Origin of the sequence: Streptomyces sp. NPDC093591, assembly GCF_044764885.1 — a bacterium.
Lineage (GTDB): Bacteria > Actinomycetota > Actinomycetes > Streptomycetales > Streptomycetaceae > Streptomyces.
This window is the reverse complement of record NZ_JBIWIY010000008.1, coordinates 19,085-42,657: the sequence shown is the minus strand read 5'-3', so window position 1 is coordinate 42,657 and position 23,573 is coordinate 19,085. Positions and strand designations below refer to the sequence as shown.

The window sequence follows — 23,573 nt, the reverse complement described above, 5'->3', positions numbered from 1 at the left end:
TCAGTTCGTCACTACGGTCGCGACGGGGAGCTTCTCGATCCGGATCGCCGACGCCTTGAACTCCGCCGTCCCCGCGATCGGGCAGTTCGCCTCGATCGTCAGCTGGTTGGTGTCCACCTCGTCGGGAAAGTGCATGGTCATGAAGGCGAGCCCGGGCCGCAGCGCGGTGTCGACCCACACCGGCGCGACGACCGAACCCCGCCGCGAGGTCACCTGGACCTCCTCGCCGACCACGACCCCGTACCGCTCGGCGTCCTCCGGGCACAGCTCGACGAACTCGCCGCGCCGCAGCGGGGAGGCGAAACTCCCGCTCTGCACACCGGTGTTGTAGGAGTCGAGCCGCCGCCCGGTGGTGAGCCGGATCGGGTACTCCTCGTCCGTGAGGTCGACCGGCGGATCGTGCTGGACGATCCCGAAGGGGGCCGCCATGCCACGCCTGGCCGGGTCCGTCTCCCACAACCGGCCGTGCAGGTAGGTCGGTTCGAGCTGGTCGGTGCTCGGGCACGGCCACTGGATGCCCAGGTGCTCCTCCAGGCGTTCGTACGTCATCCCGTAGTGGTCCGGCGAGACGGACCTGAGCTCGTTCCAGACGGCCTCGGCGTCGGCGTACTTCCACTCGTGGCCGAGCCGCGCGGCCAGCTCGCAGATGATGTCGATGTCCTCGCGTGCCTCACCGGGCGGAGTGACGGCCCGGCGTACCCGCTGGACGCGCCGCTCGCTGTTGGTCGTGGTGCCGTCGGTCTCGGCCCACCCGGCGGTCGCGGGCAGGACGACGTCCGCCAGCTCGGCCGTCTTCGTCAGGAAGATGTCCTGCACGACCAGGAAGTCGAGCTGCCGCATGCGCCGTACGGCCTGCTCGCTGTCCGCCTCCGACTGCGCCGGGTTCTCCCCGATGCAGTAGACGGCCTTGAGCGTGCCCTCCTCCATCGCCTCGAACATCTGGGTGAGGTTGAGGCCGTAGTGGGGCTGGATGACGGTGTCCCAGGCCGATTCGAACTTCAGGCGGGATCCGGGGTCGAGGATGTCCTGGAAGCCGGGCAGCCGGTTGGGGATCGCGCCCATGTCGCCGCCGCCCTGGACGTTGTTCTGACCGCGCAGGGGTTGCAGCCCGCTGCCGTAGCGGCCCACATGTCCCGTCAGCAGGGACAGGTTGATCAGCGCGCGGACGTTGTCGGTGCCGTTGTGGTGCTCGGTGATGCCGAGGGTCCAGCACAGCTGGGCGCGCTCGGCGCGGGCGTAGGCGTGGGCCAACTCCCCTATGGCGGCGGCCGGTACACCCGTCACCTTCTCGGCGAGGGACAGCGTCCAGGGCTCGACCAGCGCCTTGTACTCCTCGAAGCCGCTGGTCGCCCGCTCGACGAACGCCTCGTTGGCCAGGCCCGCGTGGATGATCTCGCGGCCGATCGCGTGCGCCATCGGGATGTCCGTGCCGACGTTCAGCCCGAGCCAGCTCTCCGCCCACTCGGCGGTGGAGGTGCGGCGCGGATCGACGGCGTACATGCGGGCGCCGTTCCTGATCCCCTTCAGGACGTGCTGGAAGAAGATCGGGTGCGCGAAGCGGGCGTTGGAGCCCCACATCACGATGACGTCGGTGTGCTCGATCTCCTCGTACGACGAGGTGCCCCCGCCCGAGCCGAAGGCCGCCGACAGGCCGGCCACGCTGGGCGCATGGCAGGTGCGGTTGCAGGAGTCGACGTTGTTGGTGCCCATGACGACGCGGGCGAACTTCTGGGCGACGTAGTTCATCTCGTTGGTCGCGCGGGCGCAGGAGAACATGCCGAACGCGCCGCGGGCCGCCGCCAGGCCGCGGGCGGCACGGTCCAGTGCCTCCTCCCAGCTCGCCTGCCGGAAGGGCTCGTCGCGGGAGTCCCGGACGAGGGGGTGGGTGAGGCGGGTGTAGGTCTTCGGGGTCCGGTCGCGTTTCCTCGTGCGGCGTTCGTCAGAGTTCATGCGGCGCTCCTCAGCGCGAGCAGGTCCGAGATGGCGTGCACGGTGCGCAGGGTGGGCACCTCCACGCCGGTGATCTCCGCCAACTCGACGACCGCCGCGAGGAGTACGTCGAGTTCGAGCGGCTTGCCGCGCTCCAGGTCCTGGAGCGTGGAGGTGCGGTGGTCGCCGACCCGCTCGGCGCCCGCGAGCCGGCGCTCGATGGAGACACCGACCTCGCAGCCGAGGGCCTCGGCGACCGAGAGCGTCTCGGTCATCATGATCTCGATGACCTTGCGGGTGCCGCCGTGCAGGCACATCTGCCGCATGGTGGCGCGGGCCAGCGCGCTGATCGGGTTGAAGGAGATGTTGCCGAGCAGTTTGAGCCAGATGTCGTTGCGCAGGTCCGGCTCCACCGGGCACTTCAGGCCACCGGCCACCATGGCTTCGCTGAACGCGGCACAGCGCCTGGAGACGCTGCGGTCGGGTTCCCCGACGGAGAACCGGGTGCCTTCCAAGTGCCGTACGACACCCGGTCCTTCGAGTTCGGTGGCCGCGTAGACCACGCAGCCGACGGCCCGTTCGGGCGCGAGCACCGCACTGACCGCGCCGTCCGGGTCCACACTCTCGATGCGGTGGCCGTCGTACGGGCCGCCGTGGCGGTGGAAGTACCACCAGGGAATGCCGTTCTGGGCCGCGACGACCGCCGTGGTGTCGTGCAGAAGGGGCTCGATCAGCGGCCCGCACGCCGCGTACGAGTTGGCCTTCAGGCCCAGGAAGACATAGTCGACCGGGCCGACCTCGGCCGGGTCGTCGGTCGCGTGGGCGCGGGCGGTGAAGTCGCCGCGCGGACTGAGCACCCGGACCCCGTGCTGCCTCATGGCCGCCAGATGCGGTCCACGGGCGATGAGATGCACGTCGGCGCCGGCGCGATGGAGCGCGGCTCCGACATAGGCGCCGATGGCACCGGCGCCGAGGACTGCGACTTTCACTTCGGAACGCTCCGTTCGGTCGAGGGAGTACCGCGGAGGTGGCTGGAAAGTGCCGACTGGCAGGGAAGTACCGACTGTGGCTGGGAAGTTGTTACCGAATCCTGTCGACGGAATATTGTCTACAGTATGGATGGAGGGTCAGCAAGGGTTCGTGCACGGCGTTCGTCACGGCTTTCCGTACGGCGTTCGACCGTTCGTCGCGCCCGGCATACCGTTCATCGCATACCGTCGACGCGCCGCCTTCTCAACTCTCCCGCTCCTTCCTACCGTTCGGGATCATGAGTCCCCCTGTAGCTCCCCCGGGATGGAGCCGCTGGCTGGTTCCGCCCGCCGCTCTGTCGGTTCATCTGTCCATCGGCCAGGCCTACGCCTGGAGTGTGTTCAAGCCCCCGCTCGAGTCCGCGCTCGGCCTCAGCGGCACCCAGAGCGCGCTGCCGTTCCAGCTCGGCATCGTCATGCTCGGCCTGTCGGCCGCGTTCGGCGGCACGCTGGTGGAGCGCAACGGGCCGCGCTGGGCGATGACCGTCGCCCTGATCTGCTTCTCGTCCGGCTTCCTGCTCTCCGCGCTCGGCGCGGCCACCGAGCAGTACTGGCTGATCGTCCTCGGCTACGGCTTCGTCGGCGGGATCGGCCTCGGCATCGGCTACATCTCCCCGGTCTCGACACTGATCAAGTGGTTCCCGGACCGGCCCGGCATGGCCACCGGCATAGCCATCATGGGCTTCGGCGGCGGCGCGCTGATCGCCTCGCCCTGGTCGGCGCAGATGCTGGAGTCGTTCGGCTCCGACAGCTCCGGGATCGCGCTGGCGTTCCTGGTGCACGGGCTGTCGTACGCCGTCTTCATGCTGCTCGGTGTGCTGCTGGTGCGGGTGCCGCGCACCGAGAAGCCGGTCGGTGACGGGCCCAGCGCCTTCGACGGACCGCAGGTGTCCGCCCGCAACGCCGTGCGTACACCGCAGTTCTGGTGTCTGTGGATCGTGCTCTGCATGAACGTGACCGCGGGCATCGGCATCCTGGAGAAGGCCGCGCCGATGATCACGGACTTCTTCGCGAACACCTCGACAACGGTGTCGGCGTCGGCCGCCGCCGGTTTCGTCGCCCTGCTGTCCGCCGCCAACATGGCGGGCCGGATCGGCTGGTCGTCGACCTCCGACCTGATCGGACGCAAGAACATCTACCGCCTGTACCTGGGCGTCGGCGCCCTCATGTACGGGCTGATCGCGCTGGCCGGCGACTCGTCCAAGCCGCTGTTCATCCTGTGCGCGCTGGTGATCCTCTCCTTCTACGGCGGCGGCTTCGCCACGATCCCCGCGTATCTGAAGGACCTGTTCGGCACCTACCAGGTCGGCGCCATCCACGGGCGGCTGCTCACCGCCTGGTCCACGGCCGGTGTCCTCGGTCCGCTGATCGTGAACTGGATCGCCGACCGGCAGGAGGAGGCCGGCAAGGACGGCTCGTCCCTGTACACGATGTCCCTGTTCATCATGATCGGGCTGCTCGCCGTCGGCTTCGTCGCCAACGAACTCGTCCGGCCCGTCCACCCCCGCCACCACATCCCCGCCCCGGAGTCGAAGGAGGCCCCAGATGTCCAGCGACAGCAGCCCGCCTAGCCGACGGGGGCTCATCGCCTTCGCCTGGGTGTGGGTGGGAGTGCCGCTCGTCTACGGGCTGTACGAACTCGTACAGAAGGCGACCCAGTTGTTCACGGGATGAGTTGGTCATGTCGGACATATGAGGACGGTGGGCCCCGGTGCGTAAACCGTCGTGCGCAGTGGCATCCAAGTGCCAGGACGTTCGACGGCCTGAGGGATATCGACAACCCCGGGGGCCCATTCCTGTGCCATCACCTGCACCGCTACTCGTGAGTCACTCATCAGACTGGTGAATCCCGCTACCCAAGGCAACGAGGGGGATCCACCCATGAACGGCTCGCGCATCGCCGCTGTCGGCCACTACCAGCCCGCCAAGGTGCTCACCAACGAGGACCTGGCGGACATGGTGGCCACCAGTGACGAGTGGATCACGAGCCGGGTGGGCATCCGCACGCGCCACATCGCCGGGCCCGACGAGCCGGTCGACGAACTGGCCTCGCACGCCGCCGCCAAGGCGCTCGCGGCGGCCGGCCTCGCGCCCGGCGACATCGACCTGGTCCTGGTCGCCACCTCCACCGCCATCGACCGCTCCCCGAACATGGCCGCCCGGGTCGCGGCCCGGCTCGGCATCCCGTCGCCCGCCGCGATGGACCTCAACGTCGTCTGCGCGGGCTTCACCCATGCCCTGGCCACCGCCGACCACGCCGTCCGCGCGGGCGCCGCGACCCGGGCGCTCGTGATCGGCGCCGACAAGATGTCCGACGTGACCGACTGGAGCGACCGCACGACCTGTGTGCTGGTCGGGGACGGGGCCGGCGCTGCCGTCGTGGAAGCGTCCCAGGAGGCCGCCATCGGGCCCGTGTTGTGGGGGTCCGTGCCCGAGATGGGGCACGCGGTGCGCATCGAGGGACAGCCCGCGCGGTTCGCGCAGGAGGGGCAGAGCGTCTACCGCTGGGCGACGACGCAGTTGCCGGCCATCGCCCGCAGGACCTGTGAGCGGGCCGGGCTCCTGCCGGAGGACCTCGCCGGGGTCGTCCTGCACCAGGCCAACCTGCGCATCATCGAACCCCTCGCCGCCAAGCTCGGCGCCGTCAACGCCGTGGTCGCGCGCGATGTCGCCGAGTCCGGGAACACCTCGGCGGCGAGCATTCCGCTGGCGTTCTCCAAGCTCGTGGAACAGGGGCGGATCTCGTCCGGTGATCCGGTGCTGCTCTTCGGGTTCGGGGGGAACCTGTCGTACGCGGGTCAGGTCGTCCGCTGTCCCTGACCCTCCGGCGTTCCCCTGTTCTCCGTGTGACGCCCGTGTGACGAGGTCAACTCCCCGGTCCCCTGGCCTTTGTGCGCCGTAGACTGTAGACGAAAGACAATCGATACTGGCTTTCCAGTGACGGTCGGCTACCGGTGCAGTCGCCGCCCGGTGTTCGCCCAGGAGGGGGACCGATGTTGTCGACAGGACTGCCGCAGGGTGCGGTGCCCAAGCTCGAACGGCCCGGTCCGCTGCGCGACCGCGTCTACGAGGCGCTGCTCGAACTCATCACCACCCGCGCACTCCAGCCGGGCCAGCACCTGGTCGAGAGCGAGCTGGCAGGCCACCTCGGTGTGTCACGGCAGCCGGTGCGCGAGGCGCTGCAGCGGCTGAACACCGAGGGCTGGGTCGATCTGCGGCCCGCCCAGGGCGCGTTCGTGCACGAGCCGACGGAGGAGGAGGCCGACCAGCTCCTCACCGTCCGTACCCTCCTGGAGGCCGAGGCCGCCCGGCTCGCCGCCGCCCACGCCGACAGTGCCGGCATCGCGGTCCTGGAGTCGCTGTGCGCGGAGGGCGAGAAGGCCGTCGCCGCCGACGACGTGGACGCGGCCGTCGCCCTCAACGCCCGCTTCCACGCGAAGATCATGGACCTGGCGGGCAACGCGGTCCTCGCCGAGCTCGCCGCACAGGTCGACCGCCGCGTTCGCTGGTACTACACGCCCGTCGCCCGCCAGCGCGGACAGCAGTCCTGGACCGAGCACCGGGGCATGATCGCCGCGATCACCGAGCGGGACGAGCAGCGGGCAACGGAGCTGATGCGAGAGCACACGGAGCACACACGGCGGTCGTACCACGCGCGACAGCGTTCGTAGCGGGCGTCGTTTCACCGGGCCTCAACGGAGCACGGCTCACCGGACCTCACCGGAGCACGGCCGGGGCCGTCACCCGAACATGCCGGCGTGCGCCCGTGCCCACTGCTCGAAGGTGCGCGGCGCCTGCCCGGTGACCTCCTGAACCGTCGGCAGCACCTGGGATTCGTCCAGGGCGCCGTCGACGAAGAAGCGGAAGAACGCGTCGACGTACGGGGCCGGGAAGCGGGCGCCCATCGCCGCGCGTGCCTCGTCGTCCGTGAGGCCGACGGTGCGCAGGTCGCGGCCGAGCACCTCGCCGAGGATCCGGACGCGGTCCGAGGGCAGCAGGGATTCGGGTCCGGTCACCGTGTGGACACGGCCCTCGTGCCCGGCCGAGCGGAGGGCGCGGGCGGCCACCTGGGCGATGTCGTAGGGGGAGACGTCCGCCGTTCGCACCGCCGGGAACGGTACGCGTACCTCGTCGCCCATGCGGATCTGGTCGGCCAGGGCCAGTGCGTTGGACATGAAGCTCACCGGCCGCACGAAGGTCCACGCCGGCCCGGACGCGCGCACCTGAGACTCCGCCGCCCGTAGATAGCGCGTGACCGCGTTGTCGTCGTCGATCTCCGCCGACTTCCCGGACAGGAGTACGACGTGCTCCACGCCCGCCGCTCGCGCGTCGGCCAGGATCCGGCTCTGCCCTTCGTAGCCGGGCAACAGGAACAGCGACCGTACGCCGTCGAGCGCGCCCCGTACCGTCTCGGGCCGGTTCAGGTCGCCCGCGACGGCCTCCGTCCCCGGCGGCAACCCCTCCGGCCGGCCGGAGCGACTCATCGCGCGCACCGGCTCCCCGGCCTCCACCAACGCCCGCACGACTTCGGCACCCACATTCCCCGTGGCACCCGTCACCAGAAACACCCGGTCCCCCTCTCCCCGCTCCGAGCCCCCGGCAGGTCCGGCGCCAGGCCCATCCTGCGGGGCCGGAGCCGAGGACACCAGGGGGACCCTCGGCCCTTTGTCCTGTGAGTGGAGAAAGTTGAGGGCAATCTCTGCGCAACTTCTTCCCACTCCCGGCAGCCGCTGCTACGTTCCCCTCGAAAGCAGGCCACGCGAGTGGCCGAAACCCGGCGCGCGCAGGCCGATCGAGGCGGGGAGGGGCTCGTGAGACGCATGACGGCGCGACCCGCGAACGCCCATCAGGCCCGGCTGCTCAAGCTGTTGCGCGACGGAGGGCCCAACTCCCGGGCCCAGCTGGGCGACCAGATCGACCTCTCGCGGTCCAAGCTGGCCGTGGAGGTGGACCGCCTGCTGGAGACGGGCCTGGTCGTGGCCGACGGACTCGCCGCCTCGCGCGGTGGCCGCCGCTCCCACAACATCCGGCTCAACCCGGACCTGCGCTTCCTCGGCGTCGACATCGGCGCGACCTCGGTCGACGTCGCCGTCACCAACGCCGAACTGGAGATCCTCGGACACCTCAACCAGCCCATGGACGTACGCGAGGGCCCGGTCGCGGTCTTCGAGCAAGTCCTGTCCATGGCAGCGAAGTTGAGGGCCTCCGGGCTCGCGGAGGGGTACGACGGCGCCGGCATCGGCGTCCCGGGCCCCGTCCGCTTCCCCGAGGGCGTCCCGGTGGCTCCGCCGATCATGCCGGGCTGGGACGGCTTCCCGGTGCGGGAGGCGCTCAGCCAGGAACTCGGCTGCCCGGTCATGGTCGACAACGACGTGAACCTCATGGCGATGGGGGAGCAGCACGCGGGCGTCGCACGCTCCGTGGGCGACTTCCTCTGCGTCAAGATCGGCACCGGCATCGGCTGCGGCATCGTCGCGGGCGGTGACGTCCACCGCGGTGTCACGGGCAGCGCGGGCGACATCGGGCACATCCAGGCCGTGCCCGACGGCCGCCCCTGCGCCTGCGGCAACCGGGGTTGTCTGGAGGCCCACTTCAGTGGGGCCGCCCTCGCCCGGGACGCCGTGGAGGCGGCCCAGCAGGGGCGGTCGGAGGAACTCGCCTCGCGGCTGGAGGCGAACGGCACCCTGACCGCCGTCGACGTCGCTGCCGCGGCTGCCGCGGGCGACGCCACCGCGCTCGACCTGATCCGCGAGGGCGGCAACCGCGTCGGCCAGGTCATCGCCGGACTCGTCAGCTTCTTCAACCCCGGCCTGGTGGTGATCGGCGGTGGGGTGACCGGCCTCGGCCACACCCTGCTCGCCGCGATCCGCACCCAGGTCTACCGCCAGTCGCTTCCCCTGGCGACCGGCAACCTTCCCATCGTTCTGGGGGAGTTGGGCCCCACCGCCGGCGTCATCGGCGCGGCCCGGCTGATCAGCGACCACCTGTTCTCACCCGCCTAAGCACCGACCTCAGCACGGATCTCACCAGCACGGATCACACCAGTACGGCTCCCTGCTCTGCCCTGCTCTGCGGCTGCCCTGACACGGCCCGCACGCCCGCCAAGGGGACCTCATGGCATCAGAACCACCGCTGCTCAGCATGTCCGGCATCACCAAGTCGTTCCCCGGAGTCCGCGCCCTCGACGGCGTGGACCTCGACGTCCAGGCCGGTGAGGTGCACTGCCTGCTCGGCCAGAACGGCGCCGGCAAGTCCACCCTCATCAAGGTCCTGGCCGGCGCCCACCAGCCCGACACCGGCACGATCCACTGGCGCGGCGAGGCGGTCACCCTCCGCTCGCCCATCGCCGCCATGCGCCTCGGCATCGCCACCATCTACCAGGAACTCGACCTGGTGGAGCACCTGTCGGTGGCCGAGAACGTCCACCTCGGCCATGAACCCACGGCGGCCGGTTTCGTCGTACGCGGAAAAGTGGCGCGAGCGTCAACAGCCCAGCTGCTCAAGCGACTTGGGCATCCGGAGATCGATCCGGCAAGGCTGGTCGGGGAGTTGTCGGCGGCGCAGCAGCAGATCGTCTCCATGGCCCGGGCGCTCTCCCACGACGTACGGCTGATCGTGATGGACGAGCCGTCCGCCGCCCTCGACCCGGACGAGGTCGACAACCTCTTCCGCATCGTCGGTGACCTCACCGCCGCCGGTGTCGCGGTCGTCTACATCTCGCACCGGCTGGAGGAGATCCGCCGGATCGGCGACCGGGTGACGGTGCTGAAGGACGGGCGGGCCGTGGCGGGCGGGCTTCCGGCGAAGACGACGCCGACGCGCGAGGTCGTGGCGCTGATGACGGGCCGCAATGTCGAGTACGTCTTTCCCGAGCGGCCGACCGAGGACGTGACGGCGGCCGGGAAGCCGCTGCTGGAGGTGCGGGGGCTCGCCCGGGGCGGGGAGTTCGAGCCGTTCGACCTGAGCGTGCGGCCCGGGGAGATCGTCGGGCTCGCCGGACTGGTGGGCTCGGGGCGCTCCGAGATCCTGGAAACTGTGTACGGCGCGCGGAAGCCGACATCCGGTCAGGTGCTGGTCGACGGGCGGCCGTTGAAGCCCGGCAGCGTACGCGCCGCCGTCCGCGCCGGCCTCGGACTCGCCCCCGAGGAACGCAAGGCGCAGGCCCTGCTGATGCTGGAATCCGTCACCCGCAATGTGTCGGTGTCGTCCATGTCCCGCTTCTCACGCGGCGGCTGGATCGACCGCGCCGCCGAACTGCGGGCGGCGCGAGCCGCGACCCGCGAGCTCTCGCTGCGGCCCGACAACCCGTCCGTGCCGGTGCGCACTCTCTCCGGCGGCAACCAGCAAAAGGCCGTCCTGGCCCGCTGGCTGCTGCGCGGCTGCCGCGTCCTGCTGCTCGACGAACCCACCCGCGGCGTCGACGTCGGCGCCCGCGCCGAACTGTACGCGGTCGTCCGTCGACTGGCCGACGAAGGCCTCGCCGTGCTGCTCGTCTCCAGCGAAGTACCCGAAGTCCTCGGCCTCGCCGACCGCGTGCTGGTCCTCCGCGAAGGCCGCGTCGTCCACACCGCACCGGCCCGCGCACTCGACGAACACCGTGTCCTCGACCTCGTCATGGAAGGAAGCCCGGCGTCATGACGCAGCACGCCTCCCCGCCCCGGGACAGCACCGGCAAGGTGCCGTCGGCCGGCGCACCGCCCGCCTGGCGGGGCCTGATGGCCCGCGCCGACGTGCGCACCCTCTCCCTGCTCGGCGTCCTCGCCGTACTGATCGTCATCGGCGGCATCACCAAGCCGGACGAGTTCCTGGACACCCGCAACCTCCAACTCGTCCTCACCCAGGCGTCCGTGATCGGCGTCGTCACCGTCGGCATGACCTTCGTCATCACCTCCGGCGGCATCGACCTGTCCGTCGGCGCGATCGTCGCGCTCGCCTCGGTGTGGGCGACGACGGTCGCGACCCAGGAGTACGGCTTCGGCGGCATCCTCTTCACGGCGGTGATCGTCGGCGTGGGCTGCGGGCTGGTCAACGGGATGCTCATCGCGTACGGCGCGATGGTCCCGTTCATCGCCACCCTCGCCATGCTGGCCTCGGCTCGCGGACTGGCGTTGCAGATCACGGACGGCAAGACGCAGATCGTGACCGTGCCGTCCGTGCTGGACCTCGGCGAGCGCGACGCGTACGTGCTCGGCATCCCGCCGCTGGTCATGGTGTTCGCGGTCGTGACGATCATCGGCTGGCTGATCCTGAACCGCACCACCTTCGGGCGGCGCACGGTCGCGGTCGGCGGCAACGCGGAGGCGGCCCGGCTCGCCGGCATCGACGTCCGCCGCCAGCGGCTCTACCTCTACCTGCTGTCCGGACTGTGCTGCGGCATCGCCGCCTTCCTGCTGATCATCCTGTCCGGCTCCGGTCAGAACACCAACGGCAACCTCTACGAACTCGACGCCATCGCGGCCGCGATCATCGGCGGCACGCTGCTCAGCGGGGGCCGCGGCACCATCACCGGCTCGGTTCTCGGCGTCCTGATCTTCACCACGATCACCAACATCTTCGCCCTGAACAACCTGCAGAGCGACGTCCAGCAGATCGCCAAGGGCGCGATCATCGTCGCCGCCGTGCTGGTCCAGCGCCGTACCGCGAGCACGACCTGAGGGCCGTACCGCTCCCGCTCAGCAAGACCTGAGGAAAGGGTTCACCGCCATGCCAGAGACCATGGACCGCTTCACCAGTCGCAGAGGACTGCTGTTCGGGACCGCCGCCGTAGGTGCCGGTGCCCTCCTCGCAGGTTGCACGAGCAACGAGTCCGGCGACGAGCCGGCCGCGAACGACCAGCCGGCCGCCGACGACAAGCCCGGCCGGCAGGTCACCATCGGCTTCGCCGGACCGCAGGCCGACCACGGCTGGCTCAACGCCATCAACGACAACGCCAAGAGCCGCGCGAAGAAGTACTCCGACGTCACGCTGGAGATCACCGAGGGATCGAACGACACCGCCGCGCAGATCGGCCAGATCGAGACGCTGATCAACAAGAAGGTCGACGTGCTGGTGGTGCTGCCCGCCGACGGCAAGGCGCTCACCCAGGTCGGCCTGAAGGCGATGCGTGCGGGCATCCCGGTCATCAACCTCGACCGGATCTTCAACACCCCGCAGGCGTACCGCTGCTGGATCGGCGGCGACAACTACGGGATGGGCCTGAACGCCGGTCACTACATCGGCGAGAAGCTCAAGGGGAAGTCCAACGCCACCGTCATCGAGCTGGCCGGCCTGGACAACCTGGAGCTGACCAAGCAGCGCACCGAGGGCTTCGACGACGCGCTGAAGAACTATCCCAACATCAAGAAGGTGGCCCGTCAGGCGGCCGAGTTCACGGTCGAGTCCGGGCAGGCCAAGATGGCCCAACTCCTGCAGGCCCAGTCGAAGTTCGACGCCCTGTGGAACCACGACGACGACCAGGGCGTGGGCGCCCTGCGCGCCATCGAGCAGGCCGGGCGCGACGACTTCCTGATGGTCGGCGGCGCGGGCGCGCTGTCCGCCTTCCAGGCGATCAAGCAGGACGACGGCGTCCTCAAGGCCACCGTCCTGTACCCGCCGACCATGGCCGCCTCCGCCATCGACCTGGCCCGCGCGCTGGGCCAGGGCAAGGGCATCGGCGGCATGGCCGAGTACGAGATCCCGGCCTCGATCACGCTCTACTCGGCGGTCGTCGACAAGACCAACGTCGACCAGTACATGTCCACCGGCTTCAAGTGATCCGTTCCGCCCGCACCCCCCACGTGCGCCACCCCGACCAGGACGAGGAGGACACCCACATGGGACAGCCGCAGCAGCAGTCAGAAGGGACCGAGGCAGGCAAGCCACCCCTGCGCGTGGGGATGGTGGGCTACGCCTTCATGGGCGCCGCCCACTCCCAGGGCTGGCGCACCGCGGGCCGCGTCTTCGACCTGCCGCTGAACCCGGTGCAGGCCGTGATCTGCGGCCGCGACGCCGCGGCCGCGCGGGCGGCGGCCGACCGGCACGGCTGGGCGTCCGTCGAGACCGACTGGCGTGCCCTCGTCGAACGGGACGACATCGACCTCGTCGACATCTGCACCCCCGGCGACAGCCACGCCGAGATCGCCCTCGCGGCTCTGGCCGCCGGCAAGCACGTCCTGTGCGAGAAGCCCCTCGCCAACACCGTCGAGGAAGCCACCTCGATGGCGCGGGCGGCGGAAGAGGCGTACACGCGAGGACAGTTGGCGATGGCCGGGTTCAACTACCGCAGGGTGCCCGCCACCGCACTGGCGCGCAGCATGGTCGCCGAGGGTCGCCTGGGCGCGCTGCGGCATGTGCGTGTGACGTACCTCCAGGACTGGCTGGTCGACCCCGAATTCCCGCTGACCTGGCGGTTGCGCAAGGAGCTGGCCGGATCGGGCGCGCTCGGCGACCTCGGCGCGCACATCATCGACCTCGCGCAGTACCTGACGGGGGAGCGGCTGACCGGGGTGTCCGCTCTGACGGAGACCTTCGTGAAGGAACGCCCGCTGCCCGGCGGGGCCGTGAAGGGACTGTCCGCCGTCTCGGCCGAGGGCGCCACCGGTCGGGTCACCGTCGACGACGCAGCCCTGTTCACCGGCCGCTTCCCCTCCGGCGCCCTCGCCTCCTTCGAGGCCACCCGCTACGCCACCGGGCGCAAGAACGCCCTGCGCATCGAACTCAACGGTGAGCGCGGCTCGTTGGCCTTCGACCTGGAGCGCCTCAACGAACTCGCCTATCACGACGGCACGGAACCCGCGGCCCACGCGGGCTTCCGCCGCATCCTCGTCACCGAACCCGACCACCCCTACCTGGACGCCTGGTGGCCCCCGGGCCACGGCCTCGGCTACGAGCACACCTTCGTCCACCAGGCCCGCGACCTGGTCCACGCCATCGCGGAGGGCCGCCGGCCCGACCCCTCCTTCGCCGACGGGCTGCAGGTGCAGCGCGTCCTGGCGGCGGTCGAGGAGAGCGCCGAGAAGAACTCCGTCTACACGCCCATAGCGGTCTGAGGAGGCCGACGAGAATGCCTCGCACCTTCACGCTCTTCACCGGCCAGTGGGCCGACCTGCCGCTGGAGGAGGTCTGTCGGCTCGCCCGCGACTTCGGCTACGACGGACTCGAACTCGCCTGCTGGGGCGACCACTTCGAGGTCGACAAGGCCCTCGCGGACCCGACCTACATCGACTCCAGGAAGGCCCTGCTCGACAAGTACGGCCTCAAGTGCTGGGCCATCTCCAACCACCTCGTCGGCCAGGCCGTCTGCGACGCCATCATCGACGGACGCCACCAGGCCATTCTGCCGCGCGAGGTGTGGGCCGACGGAGACCCCGAGGGGGTCCGCAGGCGGGCCGCCGACCGCATGAAGGACACCGCGCGCGCCGCGGCCGCCTTCGGCGTGAACACCGTCGTCGGCTTCACCGGCTCCGCGATCTGGCATCTCGTCGCCATGTTCCCGCCCGCACCCGAGTCGATGATCGAGCGCGGCTACGAGGACTTCGCGACGCGCTGGAACCCCATCCTGGACGTCTTCGACGAGGAGGGCGTGCGGTTCGCGCACGAGGTCCACCCCAGCGAGATCGCCTACGACTACTGGACGACCTGGCGGGCCCTGGAGGCCGTCGGCGGCCGCCCCGCCTTCGGCCTGAACTTCGACCCGTCGCACTTCGTGTGGCAGGACCTCGACCCGGTCGGCTTCCTGTGGGACTTCCGCGACCGCATCTACCACGTCGACTGCAAGGAGGCCCGCAAGCGCCTCGACGGCCGCAACGGCCGCCTCGGCTCGCACCTTCCGTGGGGCGATCCGCGCCGTGGCTGGGACTTCGTATCCGCCGGACACGGCGACGTCCCGTGGGAGGACGTCTTCCGGATGCTGCGCTCCATCGACTACCAGGGGCCCATCTCCGTGGAGTGGGAGGACGCCGGTATGGACCGGCTCCAGGGTGCCCCCGAGGCGCTGACCCGCCTCAAGGCGTACGACTTCGAGCCGCCGTCGGCCTCCTTCGACGCGGCGTTCGGCGGCAACGAGTAGGCCGTTGCCGTGATTCCGGGATGACGGCGCATCCCGGCGTATCGCACCCGCACGTACAACCAGCCCCTTTCTGGAGGCATCCGTGCACGGGAAATCCCATGGCACCGACAGAATCGAGACCCACAGACGACGCCTGCCCTTCCGTAGGGCGGTAGCGCTGTTCAGTGGCGCGCTGCTGGCAGGCGCGGCACTCACGTTCACCGCACCTCAGGTCGGTGCAGCCGTCGCCGACGAGGGCACCACGACGGCGGCCGAGGACTTCCAGCAGGTCACCCTCGCCAAGGGCGAACCGGAGGTCGGCGAGCCCATGTCGCTCGCCGTCCTCCCGGACCGCTCGGTCCTGCACACCTCCCGCGACGGCGAGCTGCGCCTCACCGACGCGGCGGGCAACACCAAGCTCGCGGGCAAACTCGATGTGTACACGCACGACGAGGAGGGCCTGCAAGGCATCGGCGTCGACCCCGGATTCGCCGAGAACCGCTTCATCTACCTCTACTACGCACCCCCGCTCGACACCCCGGCCGGCGACGCCCCCGAGACGGGAACGGCGGCCGACTTCGCTCCCTTCGACGGCGTCAACCGTCTCTCCCGCTTCGTCCTGAAGACCGACGGCACGCTGGATGCAGCCAGCGAGACGAAGATCCTCGACATTCCCGCCTCCCGCGGCCTGTGCTGCCATGTCGGCGGCGACATCGACTTCGACGCGGCGGGCAATCTGTATCTCTCAACGGGCGACGACACCAATCCGTTCCAGTCGGACGGCTTCACCCCGATCGACGAGCGGTCGAACCGCAACCCGGCCTTCGACGCCCAGCGTTCCTCCGGCAACACCAACGACCTGCGCGGCAAGATCCTGCGCATCAAGGTGAACGCCGACGGCTCGTACTCGATCCCGGACGGCAATCTCTTCGCGCCCGGCACGGACAAGACGCGGCCCGAGATCTACGCGATGGGCTTCCGCAACCCGTTCCGCTTCAGCGTCGACAAGGAGACCGGGATCCTCTACGTCGGCGACTACGGCCCCGACGCCGGCGCCGCCGACCCGGCCCGCGGCCCGGCCGGCCAGGTCGAGTTCGCCCGCGTCACCGGCCCCGGCAACTACGGGTGGCCGTACTGCACCGGCGACAACGACGCCTACGTCGACTACGACTTCGCCACCGGCCAGTCCGGCGCGTCCTTCGACTGCGCCGCCCCGAAGAACACCTCGCCGCACAACACGGGCCTGACCGACCTGCCCCCGGCCCAGGCCGCCTGGATCCCCTACGACGGCGGATCGGTACCCGAGTTCGGCACCGGCTCCGAGTCGCCGATGGGCGGCCCCGTCTACCGCTACGACGCCTCGCTCGACTCGCCGGTGAAGTTCCCCGAGGCCTACGACGGGAACTTCTTCGCCGGGGAGTTCGGTCGCCGCTGGATCAAGCGCATCGTGAGCGACGACGCCGGGACCGTGCAGTCGATCAACGACGTCCCGTGGACCGGCACCCAGATCATGGACATGGCTTTCGGTCCGGATGGCGCGCTGTATGTGCTGGACTACGGCACCGCGTGGTTCGGCGGCGACGAGAACTCGGGCCTCTACCGCATCGAGAACGCGACCGACGGCCACTCCCCGGTGGCGCAGGCCGCGGCGAGCAAGACCTCGGGGCAGGCGCCGCTGAGGGTGCAGTTCTCGTCCGAGGGCACGAGCGACCAGGACGGCGACGCACTCACGTACAGCTGGGACTTCGGCGACGGCGGCAAGTCGACGGCGGCGAACCCGACGTACCGCTACAAGAAGAACGGCACCTACACCGCGACCCTGACCGCCAAGGACCCCTCGGGTCGTACCGGCAGCGCGAGTGTGCAGATCGTGGTCGGCAACACCGCGCCCAAGGTGACGCTGGAACTCCCGCAGGACGGGCAGCTGTTCAGCTTCGGTGACGCGATCCCGTTCAAGGTGCGGGTCAGCGACCCAGAAGACCGGACGATCGACTGCGCGAAGGTCAAGGTCACCTTCATCCTCGGCCACGACAGCCACGGCCACCCCGTGACCTCCGCGAACGGCTGCACCGGCACCATCCAGACCAGCGCCGACGGCGGCCACGACGAGGACGCCAACATCTTCGGCGTCATGGACGCCGAGTACACCGACGGCGGAGGCGGCGGCCAGGCCCCGCTCACCACGCACGACCAGAACGTCACACAGCCCAGGCACCGGCAGGCCGAGCACTTCGGCAACGGCTCCGGCGTCTCGGTCATCACCAAGGCCACCGCGCACGGCGGCCGGACGGTCGGCAACATCAACAACGGCGACTGGATCTCCTTCACGCCGTACGCCCTGAGCAACGCCAAGCAGATCACCGCCCGGATCTCTTCCGCCGGCGCGGGCGGCACCCTCGAGGTCCGTGCGGGGTCCTCGACGGGCACCCTGCTCGGCAGGACGACCGTGCCGGTGACCGGCGGTTGGGAGACCTTCCAGGACGTCACGGCCGACCTGTCCCGCGCACCGAGGGGCACGACCACGCTCTACCTCGTCTTCAAGGGGAGCGGTACCGGAGCCCTGTTCGACGTGGACGACTTCACCTTCACGACGGGTTGAGAGGAGGTACGGAGGATGAGTACACGTCCCACTGGACGAGTGGCCACGGCAGCTGTGGGTGTCGCCGTGCTCCTCGGTTGTGTTTCGGAACCGGCCGCGTCCCAGGCCTCGCGGCCGGGTGACGACGGCAAGCGGGTGCTGGTCTTCTCCAAGACGGCCGGCTTCCGCCACGACTCGATCCCCGACGGCGTCGCCGCGGTGAAGCAGCTCGGCGAGACGGGCGGCTTCACGGTCGACGCGACGGAGGACGCCGCGGCCTTCACCGTCGGCAACCTGCGCCGCTACGACGCGGTCGTGTTCCTGTCGACAACCGGGGACGTCCTGAACGCCGCCCAGCAGACGGCCTTCGAGGGCTACATCCGACGCGGCGGAGGCTACGTCGGCATCCACGCGGCCGCCGACACCGAGTACGACTGGGCGTTCTACGGCGGCCTCGCCGGCGCCTACTTCCAGTCGCACCCGGCGATCCAGCCCGCGACCGTGGACGTCGAGGACCATGCCCACCCGTCGACCTCGGGTCTGGCCGAGACGTGGAACCGCACGGACGAGTGGTACAACTACCGCTCGAATCCCCGGGAGAGGGCACATGTCCTCGCGTCCCTCGACGAGTCCTCGTACAGCGGTGGCACCATGAACGGCGACCATCCGATCGCCTGGTGCCAGAACTACCAGGGCGGCCGCGCCTTCTACACCGGCGGCGGCCACACCAAGGAGTCCTACGCGGAGCCCCAGTTCCGCGAGCACCTGCTCGGCGGAATCCGGTGGGCCGTCGGCGACGCCGAGGCCGACTGCCGCCCGGAGAACGGCTACCGCCCGCTCTTCGACGGCACACAGGCTTCGCTGGACGGCTGGCGTCAGGCCGGCCCGGGCTCCTTCACCCTGTCCGAGGACGGCACACTCACGTCGACCGGCGGCATGGGCATGCTCTGGTACGCCGCGTCGGGCTTCCGTTCGTACTCCCTGAAGCTCGACTGGAGGATGGCCGGCGACGACAACTCCGGTGTGTTCGTGGGCTTCCCGCCCTCGGACGACCCGTGGTCAGCCGTGAACAACGGTTACGAGATCCAGATCGACGCCACGGACGTGCCCGAGAAGACGACAGGGTCCGTCTACGGCTTCCAGTCCGCCGACCTGAAGAAGCGCGACCGTGCGCTGAATCCGCCGGGGGAGTGGAACACGTACGAGATCCGCGTGGAGGGCGAACGCCTCCGCGTCTATCTCAACGGAGTGAAGATCAACGATTTCACCAACACCGACCCGGCCCGGAGCCTCACCGACGGACACATCGGCATCCAGAACCACGGAGCCGACGACGAGGTGTCCATCCGTGACGTCCGCGTCAAGGAACTGCCCGCGAAGTCCTCCGCATCCTCGGCTTCGCATGGAGCCATGGCTCCGGACGGCGCCATGCCTTCGGACGGCGCCATGGCTTCGCAGGGCGACTGAGCGACGGCGGGCGGGGGACGCCGGACTCCCGCCCGCCGTCTTTTCCCCAACCGACCGGACCCCGCCTGGGCTGGTGGGGTCGGGTCCACATACGACGCGTTCGACAAGGAGGCGCCATGTCCGCGTCCGTTTCCCCCTCCGACTCGCGCGTCGGCGTCTGGCTGATCGGGGCGCGCGGCTCCGTCGCCACGAGCGTCGTCGCCGGGTGCGCCGCCGTCACCGCGGGCTTGCACCCGCCGACGGGCCTGGTCACCGAGACGCCCCCGTTCACGGACAGCGGCCTGCCTCCGCTGTCGTCCCTCGTCTTCGGCGGCCATGACACGGTGGACTGCCCCCTGCCCAAACGCGCCGAGGCCCTGGCGGCAGGCGGCGTCCTGCCTCCCGGCCTCCCCACGGCAGTACGGGCCGAACTCGCCGCCGCCGAACGCGAGATCAGGCCCGGCGGCCCCCTCCCCGGAGACACCCGCGGCGAGGAGGAGCTCATCGCCGCCTTCGCCACGGACATTCGGGACTTCATACGGCGGTACGAGCTCGCCCGCGCCGTCGTCGTGAACGTGGCGTCCACCGAACCCGCCCCCACCGGCACTGCCCTGCCCCCGAGTTCGCTGTACGCGGCCGCCGCACTGCGCGCGGGCTGCCCATACGTGAACTTCACCCCGTCGACGGGCCTGCACCACCCGGCGCTGGCCCAGCTGGCCTCGTCAGCCCGCCTGCCGTACGCGGGCCGCGACGGCAAGACGGGCCAGACCCTGCTCCGCTCGGTCCTGGGCCCGATGTTCACCCAACGGGCGCTGTCGGTCCGCGCCTGGTCCGGCACGAACCTGCTCGGCGGCGGCGACGGCGCCTCCCTGGCCGACCCGGCCGCCGCGGCGGCGAAGAACGCCGGCAAGGAGAGGGTGCTGGCGGACGTCCTGGGCGAGGTGCCCGAGGGCGAGGTCCACATCGACGACGTCCCCGCCCTCGGCGACTGGAAGACCGCCTGGGACCACATCGCCTTCGACGGCTTCCTGGGCACCCGCATGATCCTCCAAACCATCTGGCAGGGCTGCGACTCCGCCCTCGCGGCACCCCTGGTCCTGGATCTCGCCCGCCTGACCGCACGCGCCCACGAGGCGGGACTGTCCGGACCACTCGCCGAACTGGGCTTCTACTTCAAGGATCCGGTGGGGGAGGGGCCGGGGGCACTGGGCGAGCAGTACACGGCACTGGGGCGGTTCGCGGAGCGGCTACGGGGAGCTGGGGGTGGGCTGTCGGGTGTGAGGGGAGGCGGGGGTGAGCTGTCGGGTGTGAGGGGAGCTGGGGGTGGGCCGTCGGGTGTGGGGGGAGGCGGGGGTGTGCCATCAGGTGCGGGGGGAGGCGGGGGCGAGCGGTTGGGCGTGCGGGGAGTTGGCGCTGAGCTGCTGGGCGTGCCGGGGAACGGGACTGAGCCGCCGGGCGACCGTCCCGGCCGTGCCGGCGAGTGCGGTGGTGCCGGCCACCCCGAGGAGCAACAGTGAAGGGGCGCGGGGCCCTCCACTTCGGCTACGGCACCAATGGCCTCGCCGACCTCCGCCTCGACGACGCCCTGGCCTTGCTCGCCGACCTCGGCTACGACGGCGTCGGCCTGACCCTCGACCACATGCACCTGGACCCGCTCGCCCCGGGTCTCACCGCGCGCACCCGCCGCGTCGCGCACCGCCTGGACGCCCTCGGTCTGCAAGTCACCGTGGAGACGGGCGCCCGCTATGTGCTTGATCCGCGCCGCAAACACGGACCCTCCCTCCTGGACTCCGACCCGGACGACCGTGCCCGCCGCGTCGACCTGCTGATCCGTGCCGTCCGCGTAGCGGCCGACCTCGGCGCCCACGCCGTCCACTGCTTCAGCGGCATCACACCACCGGGAACCGACCCGGAGACCGCCTGGCACCGCCTCGCCGACACGCTCACTCCCGTCCTGGACGCCGCCGCCACCGCCGGCGTCCCCCTCGCCGTCGAGCCCGAACCGGGTCACCTCCTCGCCACCCTCGCCGACTTCCACCGCCTCCGCCGCGCACTCGGCGACCCGGAACACCTCGGCCTGACCCTCGACATCGGCCACTGCCAGTGCCTCGAACCCCTCTCTCCCGCCGACTGCGTACGCGCTGCCGCCCCCTGGCTGCGTCATGTCCAGATCGAGGACATGCGCCGAGGCATCCATGAACACCTTCCCTTCGGCGACGGCGAGATCGACTTCCCGCCCGTGCTCGCCGCCCTCGCTGCCACCGGCTACCAGGGTCTGACCGTCGTCGAACTGCCCCGCCACTCCCACGCGGGCCCCCACTTCGCCGAACTCTCCCTCCCGTTCCTCCGTCGTGCCGAAGCCACGGCCACCGGATCACCCGTACTCGTCCCGCGCCCTGGCGATCCCTCCGCCACCCCTGAAGGGAGCACCGCATGACCCCCTCGCGCAGCACCCCGGCAACCCCGCATGCGGACACGGAGAGCAGCCCACTCACCGAACCTCAGGCGGACACCAAGGGCAGCCCGCTCGCTGAACCCGATGTGGGCACCAACTCCCATGCGGGCGCCAACTCCCGCTCGGGCGCTGAGAGCCCCGCGTGCGCCGACAGCCCCGCGGGTGCCGAGAGCCGCCCGGACACGGAGGTCCCGCCAGACGCCGGTGACCGGGTGGGTGCCGAGAACCGGCGGGGAGCGGAGGCTCAGACTGGTGCCGGGAGTGGGGCAGGGACGGAGACTCGGCCCGGTGTCGGGAGTGGGGCAGGGACGGAGACTCGGCCCGGTGCCGGGGGCAGGCCGGGGCCAGGCACCGAGGCTCGGCCAAGCGCCGGGGGCCGGGCGGATACCGAGAGCCGCCCGGGCATCCGGGGCACCCCGGCCACCCCGGGCAAGCCGGACACCTCGGCTACTCCCGCCACCCCGGGCACCTCCCTCGCCCTCACCCCGCCCGCCGAACTGCGCGGCCACCTCACGGCCCGCCTCGGTACCGCCGCCCGCGCGTGGCTCCACCGGGCCCTCAGCGAGGCCGCCGCCCATCCCGGCACTCACGGTCCCATCTCCGTCTGGGAGTTGCGCATCGCCGAGGCCGGGCGCCGCTGTGGCGCCGAGCACGCCGACGCCGCCCGCGTCCTCATCCTGCACGCGGCCCGCGCCGATGTGGACGCCGTCACCCGGGTCTACTTCCAGGGCACCGCGGCCGAACGCCGCGCCGTCCTGCACGCACTGCCCCACCTCGTGCCCGGCCCACAAGCCCTCCCGCTCGTCGAGGACGCCCTGCGCACCAACGACACCCGGCTGCTCGCCGCCGCCGTCGGCCCCTACGCCGCCCGGCACCTCGACCCCCATCAGTGGCGCCACGCCGTCCTGAAGTGCCTGTTCACCGGTGTGCCCGTCATCGCGGTGGCCGACCTGGACCGGCGCGCCCACTCCGACGCCGAACTCGCCCGCATGCTCAGCGACTACGCCGCCGAACGCACCGCCGCGGGCCGGCCCGTGCCCGAGGACCTGTACCGCGTCCTGACCCTCACCGACCCCACGGCCACCCCACCCGCGCCCGCCGCTGGGCGCGGCACGCACGACAGCGACGACACCCGCAGAACCCACGGCACCGACGGCACCGACGCCAAGGAGTCCTGATGCGCCTCTTCGACCCCCACATCCACATGACGTCACGCACCACCGACGACTACGAGGCCATGCACGCCGCCGGTGTCCGCGCCGTCGTCGAGCCCTCTTTCTGGCTCGGTCAGCCCCGCACGTCTCCCGCCTCCTTCCTCGACTACTTCGACTCCCTCCTCGGCTGGGAGCCCTTCCGTGCCGCCCAGTACGGCATCGCGCACCACTGCACCCTCGCCCTCAACCCCAAGGAGGCGAACGATCCGCGCTGTGTCCCCGTCCTCGACGAACTGCCCCGGTATCTCGTGAAGGACCAGGTCGTCGCCGTCGGCGAGATCGGCTACGACTCGATGACCCCCGCCGAGGACACCGCACTTGCCGCCCAGCTCCAGCTCGCCGCCGAGCACGACCTGCCGGCCCTCGTCCACACCCCGCACCGCGACAAGCTGGCCGGCCTGCGCCGCACCCTTGACGTCGTCCGGGAGTCCGCGCTGCCCCCCGACCGTGTCCTGGTCGACCACCTCAACGAGACGACGGTCAAGGAGGCCAAGGACAGTGGCTGCTGGCTCGGCTTCTCCGTCTATCCGGACACCAAGATGGACGAGGAGCGGATGGTCGCGATCCTGCGCGCGTATGGGACCGAGCGGGTGCTGGTGAACTCCGCAGCCGACTGGGGCAGGAGCGATCCCCTGAAGACACGCAAGGTCGCCGACCTGATGCTGGCCGAAGGCTTCGGGGAGGATGACGTCGACCTGGTGCTCTGGCGCAACCCCATCGCCTTCTACGGGCTCAGTGGCCGCCTCAATCTCGACATCGGGACCGCGACCCCGGAGGCGACCCATGAGGGCAACTCCATCCTCCGTGGAGCTCCGAAAGACCCCGAAGGACCGGCTGGCGCCCCAGGACAGTCGGACGGCCTGGTGGGCGCCCTGAGAATGCCGGACGAGCTGGTGGG

The 23,573-nt window shown here is 70.7% G+C and carries 18 protein-coding genes and 1 pseudogene; 16 read left to right on the top strand and 3 right to left on the bottom strand.

Going from position 1 to position 23,573, the window contains the following annotated elements:
- Together ACIREI_RS18140 and ACIREI_RS18135 are read right to left on the bottom strand one after the other, a co-directional pair.
- Positions 1-1,950, bottom strand: coding sequence for a molybdopterin oxidoreductase family protein (locus ACIREI_RS18140; RefSeq protein WP_403333765.1), 1,950 nt, complete (start codon positions 1,948-1,950; stop codon positions 1-3).
- Positions 1,947-2,918 (bottom strand): 2-dehydropantoate 2-reductase, encoded by a 972-nt coding sequence (locus ACIREI_RS18135; protein WP_403333763.1) that lies wholly within the window; start codon positions 2,916-2,918, stop codon positions 1,947-1,949. Before ACIREI_RS18135 ends, ACIREI_RS18140 begins: the two co-directional genes overlap by 4 nt.
- 278 nt (positions 2,919-3,196) lie before the next feature.
- On the opposite strand from ACIREI_RS18135, the gene ACIREI_RS18130 reads away from it, so the two are divergent.
- The 4 genes from ACIREI_RS18130 (at position 3,197) to ACIREI_RS18115 (ending at position 6,628) form a co-directional block, all read left to right on the top strand.
- Positions 3,197-4,528, top strand: a complete 1,332-nt coding sequence (locus tag ACIREI_RS18130; protein WP_403333761.1) for an OFA family MFS transporter — start codon at positions 3,197-3,199, stop codon at positions 4,526-4,528.
- Positions 4,503-4,631 (top strand): hypothetical protein, encoded by a 129-nt coding sequence (locus ACIREI_RS18125; RefSeq protein WP_301995480.1) that lies wholly within the window; start codon positions 4,503-4,505, stop codon positions 4,629-4,631. Before ACIREI_RS18130 ends, ACIREI_RS18125 begins: the two co-directional genes overlap by 26 nt.
- A gap of 207 nt (positions 4,632-4,838) precedes the next feature.
- Positions 4,839-5,777 carry a beta-ketoacyl-ACP synthase III gene (locus ACIREI_RS18120; protein ID WP_403333758.1) on the top strand — a complete coding sequence of 313 codons (939 nt, stop codon included), beginning with the start codon at positions 4,839-4,841 and terminating at the stop codon, positions 5,775-5,777.
- Between the two features lie 173 nt (positions 5,778-5,950).
- Complete coding sequence (locus tag ACIREI_RS18115) at positions 5,951-6,628, top strand: GntR family transcriptional regulator (protein WP_403333756.1); 678 nt, start codon at positions 5,951-5,953, stop codon at positions 6,626-6,628.
- Positions 6,629-6,697: 69 nt separating this feature from the next.
- On the opposite strand, the gene ACIREI_RS18110 is transcribed toward ACIREI_RS18115, so the two are convergent.
- The gene (locus tag ACIREI_RS18110) at positions 6,698-7,516 is read right to left on the bottom strand and encodes an NAD(P)H-binding protein (protein WP_403333754.1); all 819 of its coding nucleotides are present in this window, start codon (positions 7,514-7,516) and stop codon (positions 6,698-6,700) included.
- Positions 7,517-7,777: 261 nt separating this feature from the next.
- On the opposite strand from ACIREI_RS18110, the gene ACIREI_RS18105 reads away from it, so the two are divergent.
- From ACIREI_RS18105 to ACIREI_RS18050, 12 genes and pseudogenes are all read left to right on the top strand, one after another.
- Positions 7,778-8,959: an ROK family protein gene (locus ACIREI_RS18105; RefSeq protein ID WP_403334339.1), complete on the top strand. Its 1,182-nt coding sequence runs from the start codon at positions 7,778-7,780 to the stop codon at positions 8,957-8,959.
- A gap of 112 nt (positions 8,960-9,071) precedes the next feature.
- On the top strand, positions 9,072-10,595 hold the full coding sequence (locus ACIREI_RS18100; protein ID WP_403333752.1) for a sugar ABC transporter ATP-binding protein: 1,524 nt from the start codon (positions 9,072-9,074) through the stop codon (positions 10,593-10,595).
- The gene (locus tag ACIREI_RS18095) at positions 10,592-11,611 is read left to right on the top strand and encodes an ABC transporter permease (protein WP_403333750.1); all 1,020 of its coding nucleotides are present in this window, start codon (positions 10,592-10,594) and stop codon (positions 11,609-11,611) included. The genes ACIREI_RS18100 and ACIREI_RS18095 overlap by 4 nt, the downstream gene beginning before the upstream one ends.
- A 49-nt stretch (positions 11,612-11,660) precedes the next feature.
- Positions 11,661-12,710 (top strand): substrate-binding domain-containing protein, encoded by a 1,050-nt coding sequence (locus ACIREI_RS18090; protein ID WP_403333748.1) that lies wholly within the window; start codon positions 11,661-11,663, stop codon positions 12,708-12,710.
- A gap of 59 nt (positions 12,711-12,769) precedes the next feature.
- Positions 12,770-13,984: a Gfo/Idh/MocA family protein gene (locus ACIREI_RS18085; RefSeq protein WP_403334337.1), complete on the top strand. Its 1,215-nt coding sequence runs from the start codon at positions 12,770-12,772 to the stop codon at positions 13,982-13,984.
- Between the two features lie 14 nt (positions 13,985-13,998).
- Positions 13,999-15,003, top strand: coding sequence for a sugar phosphate isomerase/epimerase family protein (locus ACIREI_RS18080; RefSeq protein WP_403333746.1), 1,005 nt, complete (start codon positions 13,999-14,001; stop codon positions 15,001-15,003).
- 82 nt (positions 15,004-15,085) lie between these two features.
- Positions 15,086-17,581, top strand: a complete 2,496-nt coding sequence (locus ACIREI_RS18075; RefSeq protein ID WP_403333744.1) for a PQQ-dependent sugar dehydrogenase — start codon at positions 15,086-15,088, stop codon at positions 17,579-17,581.
- Between the two features lie 15 nt (positions 17,582-17,596).
- Positions 17,597-19,027 carry a ThuA domain-containing protein gene (locus ACIREI_RS18070; RefSeq protein ID WP_403333742.1) on the top strand — a complete coding sequence of 477 codons (1,431 nt, stop codon included), beginning with the start codon at positions 17,597-17,599 and terminating at the stop codon, positions 19,025-19,027.
- 116 nt (positions 19,028-19,143) lie between these two features.
- Positions 19,144-20,523, top strand: coding sequence for an inositol-3-phosphate synthase (locus ACIREI_RS18065; RefSeq protein WP_403333740.1), 1,380 nt, complete (start codon positions 19,144-19,146; stop codon positions 20,521-20,523).
- A complete protein-coding gene (locus tag ACIREI_RS18060) occupies positions 20,520-21,443 on the top strand; it encodes a sugar phosphate isomerase/epimerase family protein (RefSeq protein WP_403333738.1) in 924 nt (307 codons plus the stop codon). The genes ACIREI_RS18065 and ACIREI_RS18060 overlap by 4 nt, the downstream gene beginning before the upstream one ends.
- 422 nt (positions 21,444-21,865) lie before the next feature.
- The gene (locus tag ACIREI_RS18055; protein WP_403334335.1) at positions 21,866-22,639 is read left to right on the top strand and encodes an EboA domain-containing protein; all 774 of its coding nucleotides are present in this window, start codon (positions 21,866-21,868) and stop codon (positions 22,637-22,639) included.
- Positions 22,639-23,514, top strand: a pseudogene (locus ACIREI_RS18050) (TatD family hydrolase); the annotation flags it as partial. The gene ACIREI_RS18055 and the pseudogene ACIREI_RS18050, both read left to right, overlap by 1 nt.
- Positions 23,515-23,573: the final 59 nt, after the last annotated feature.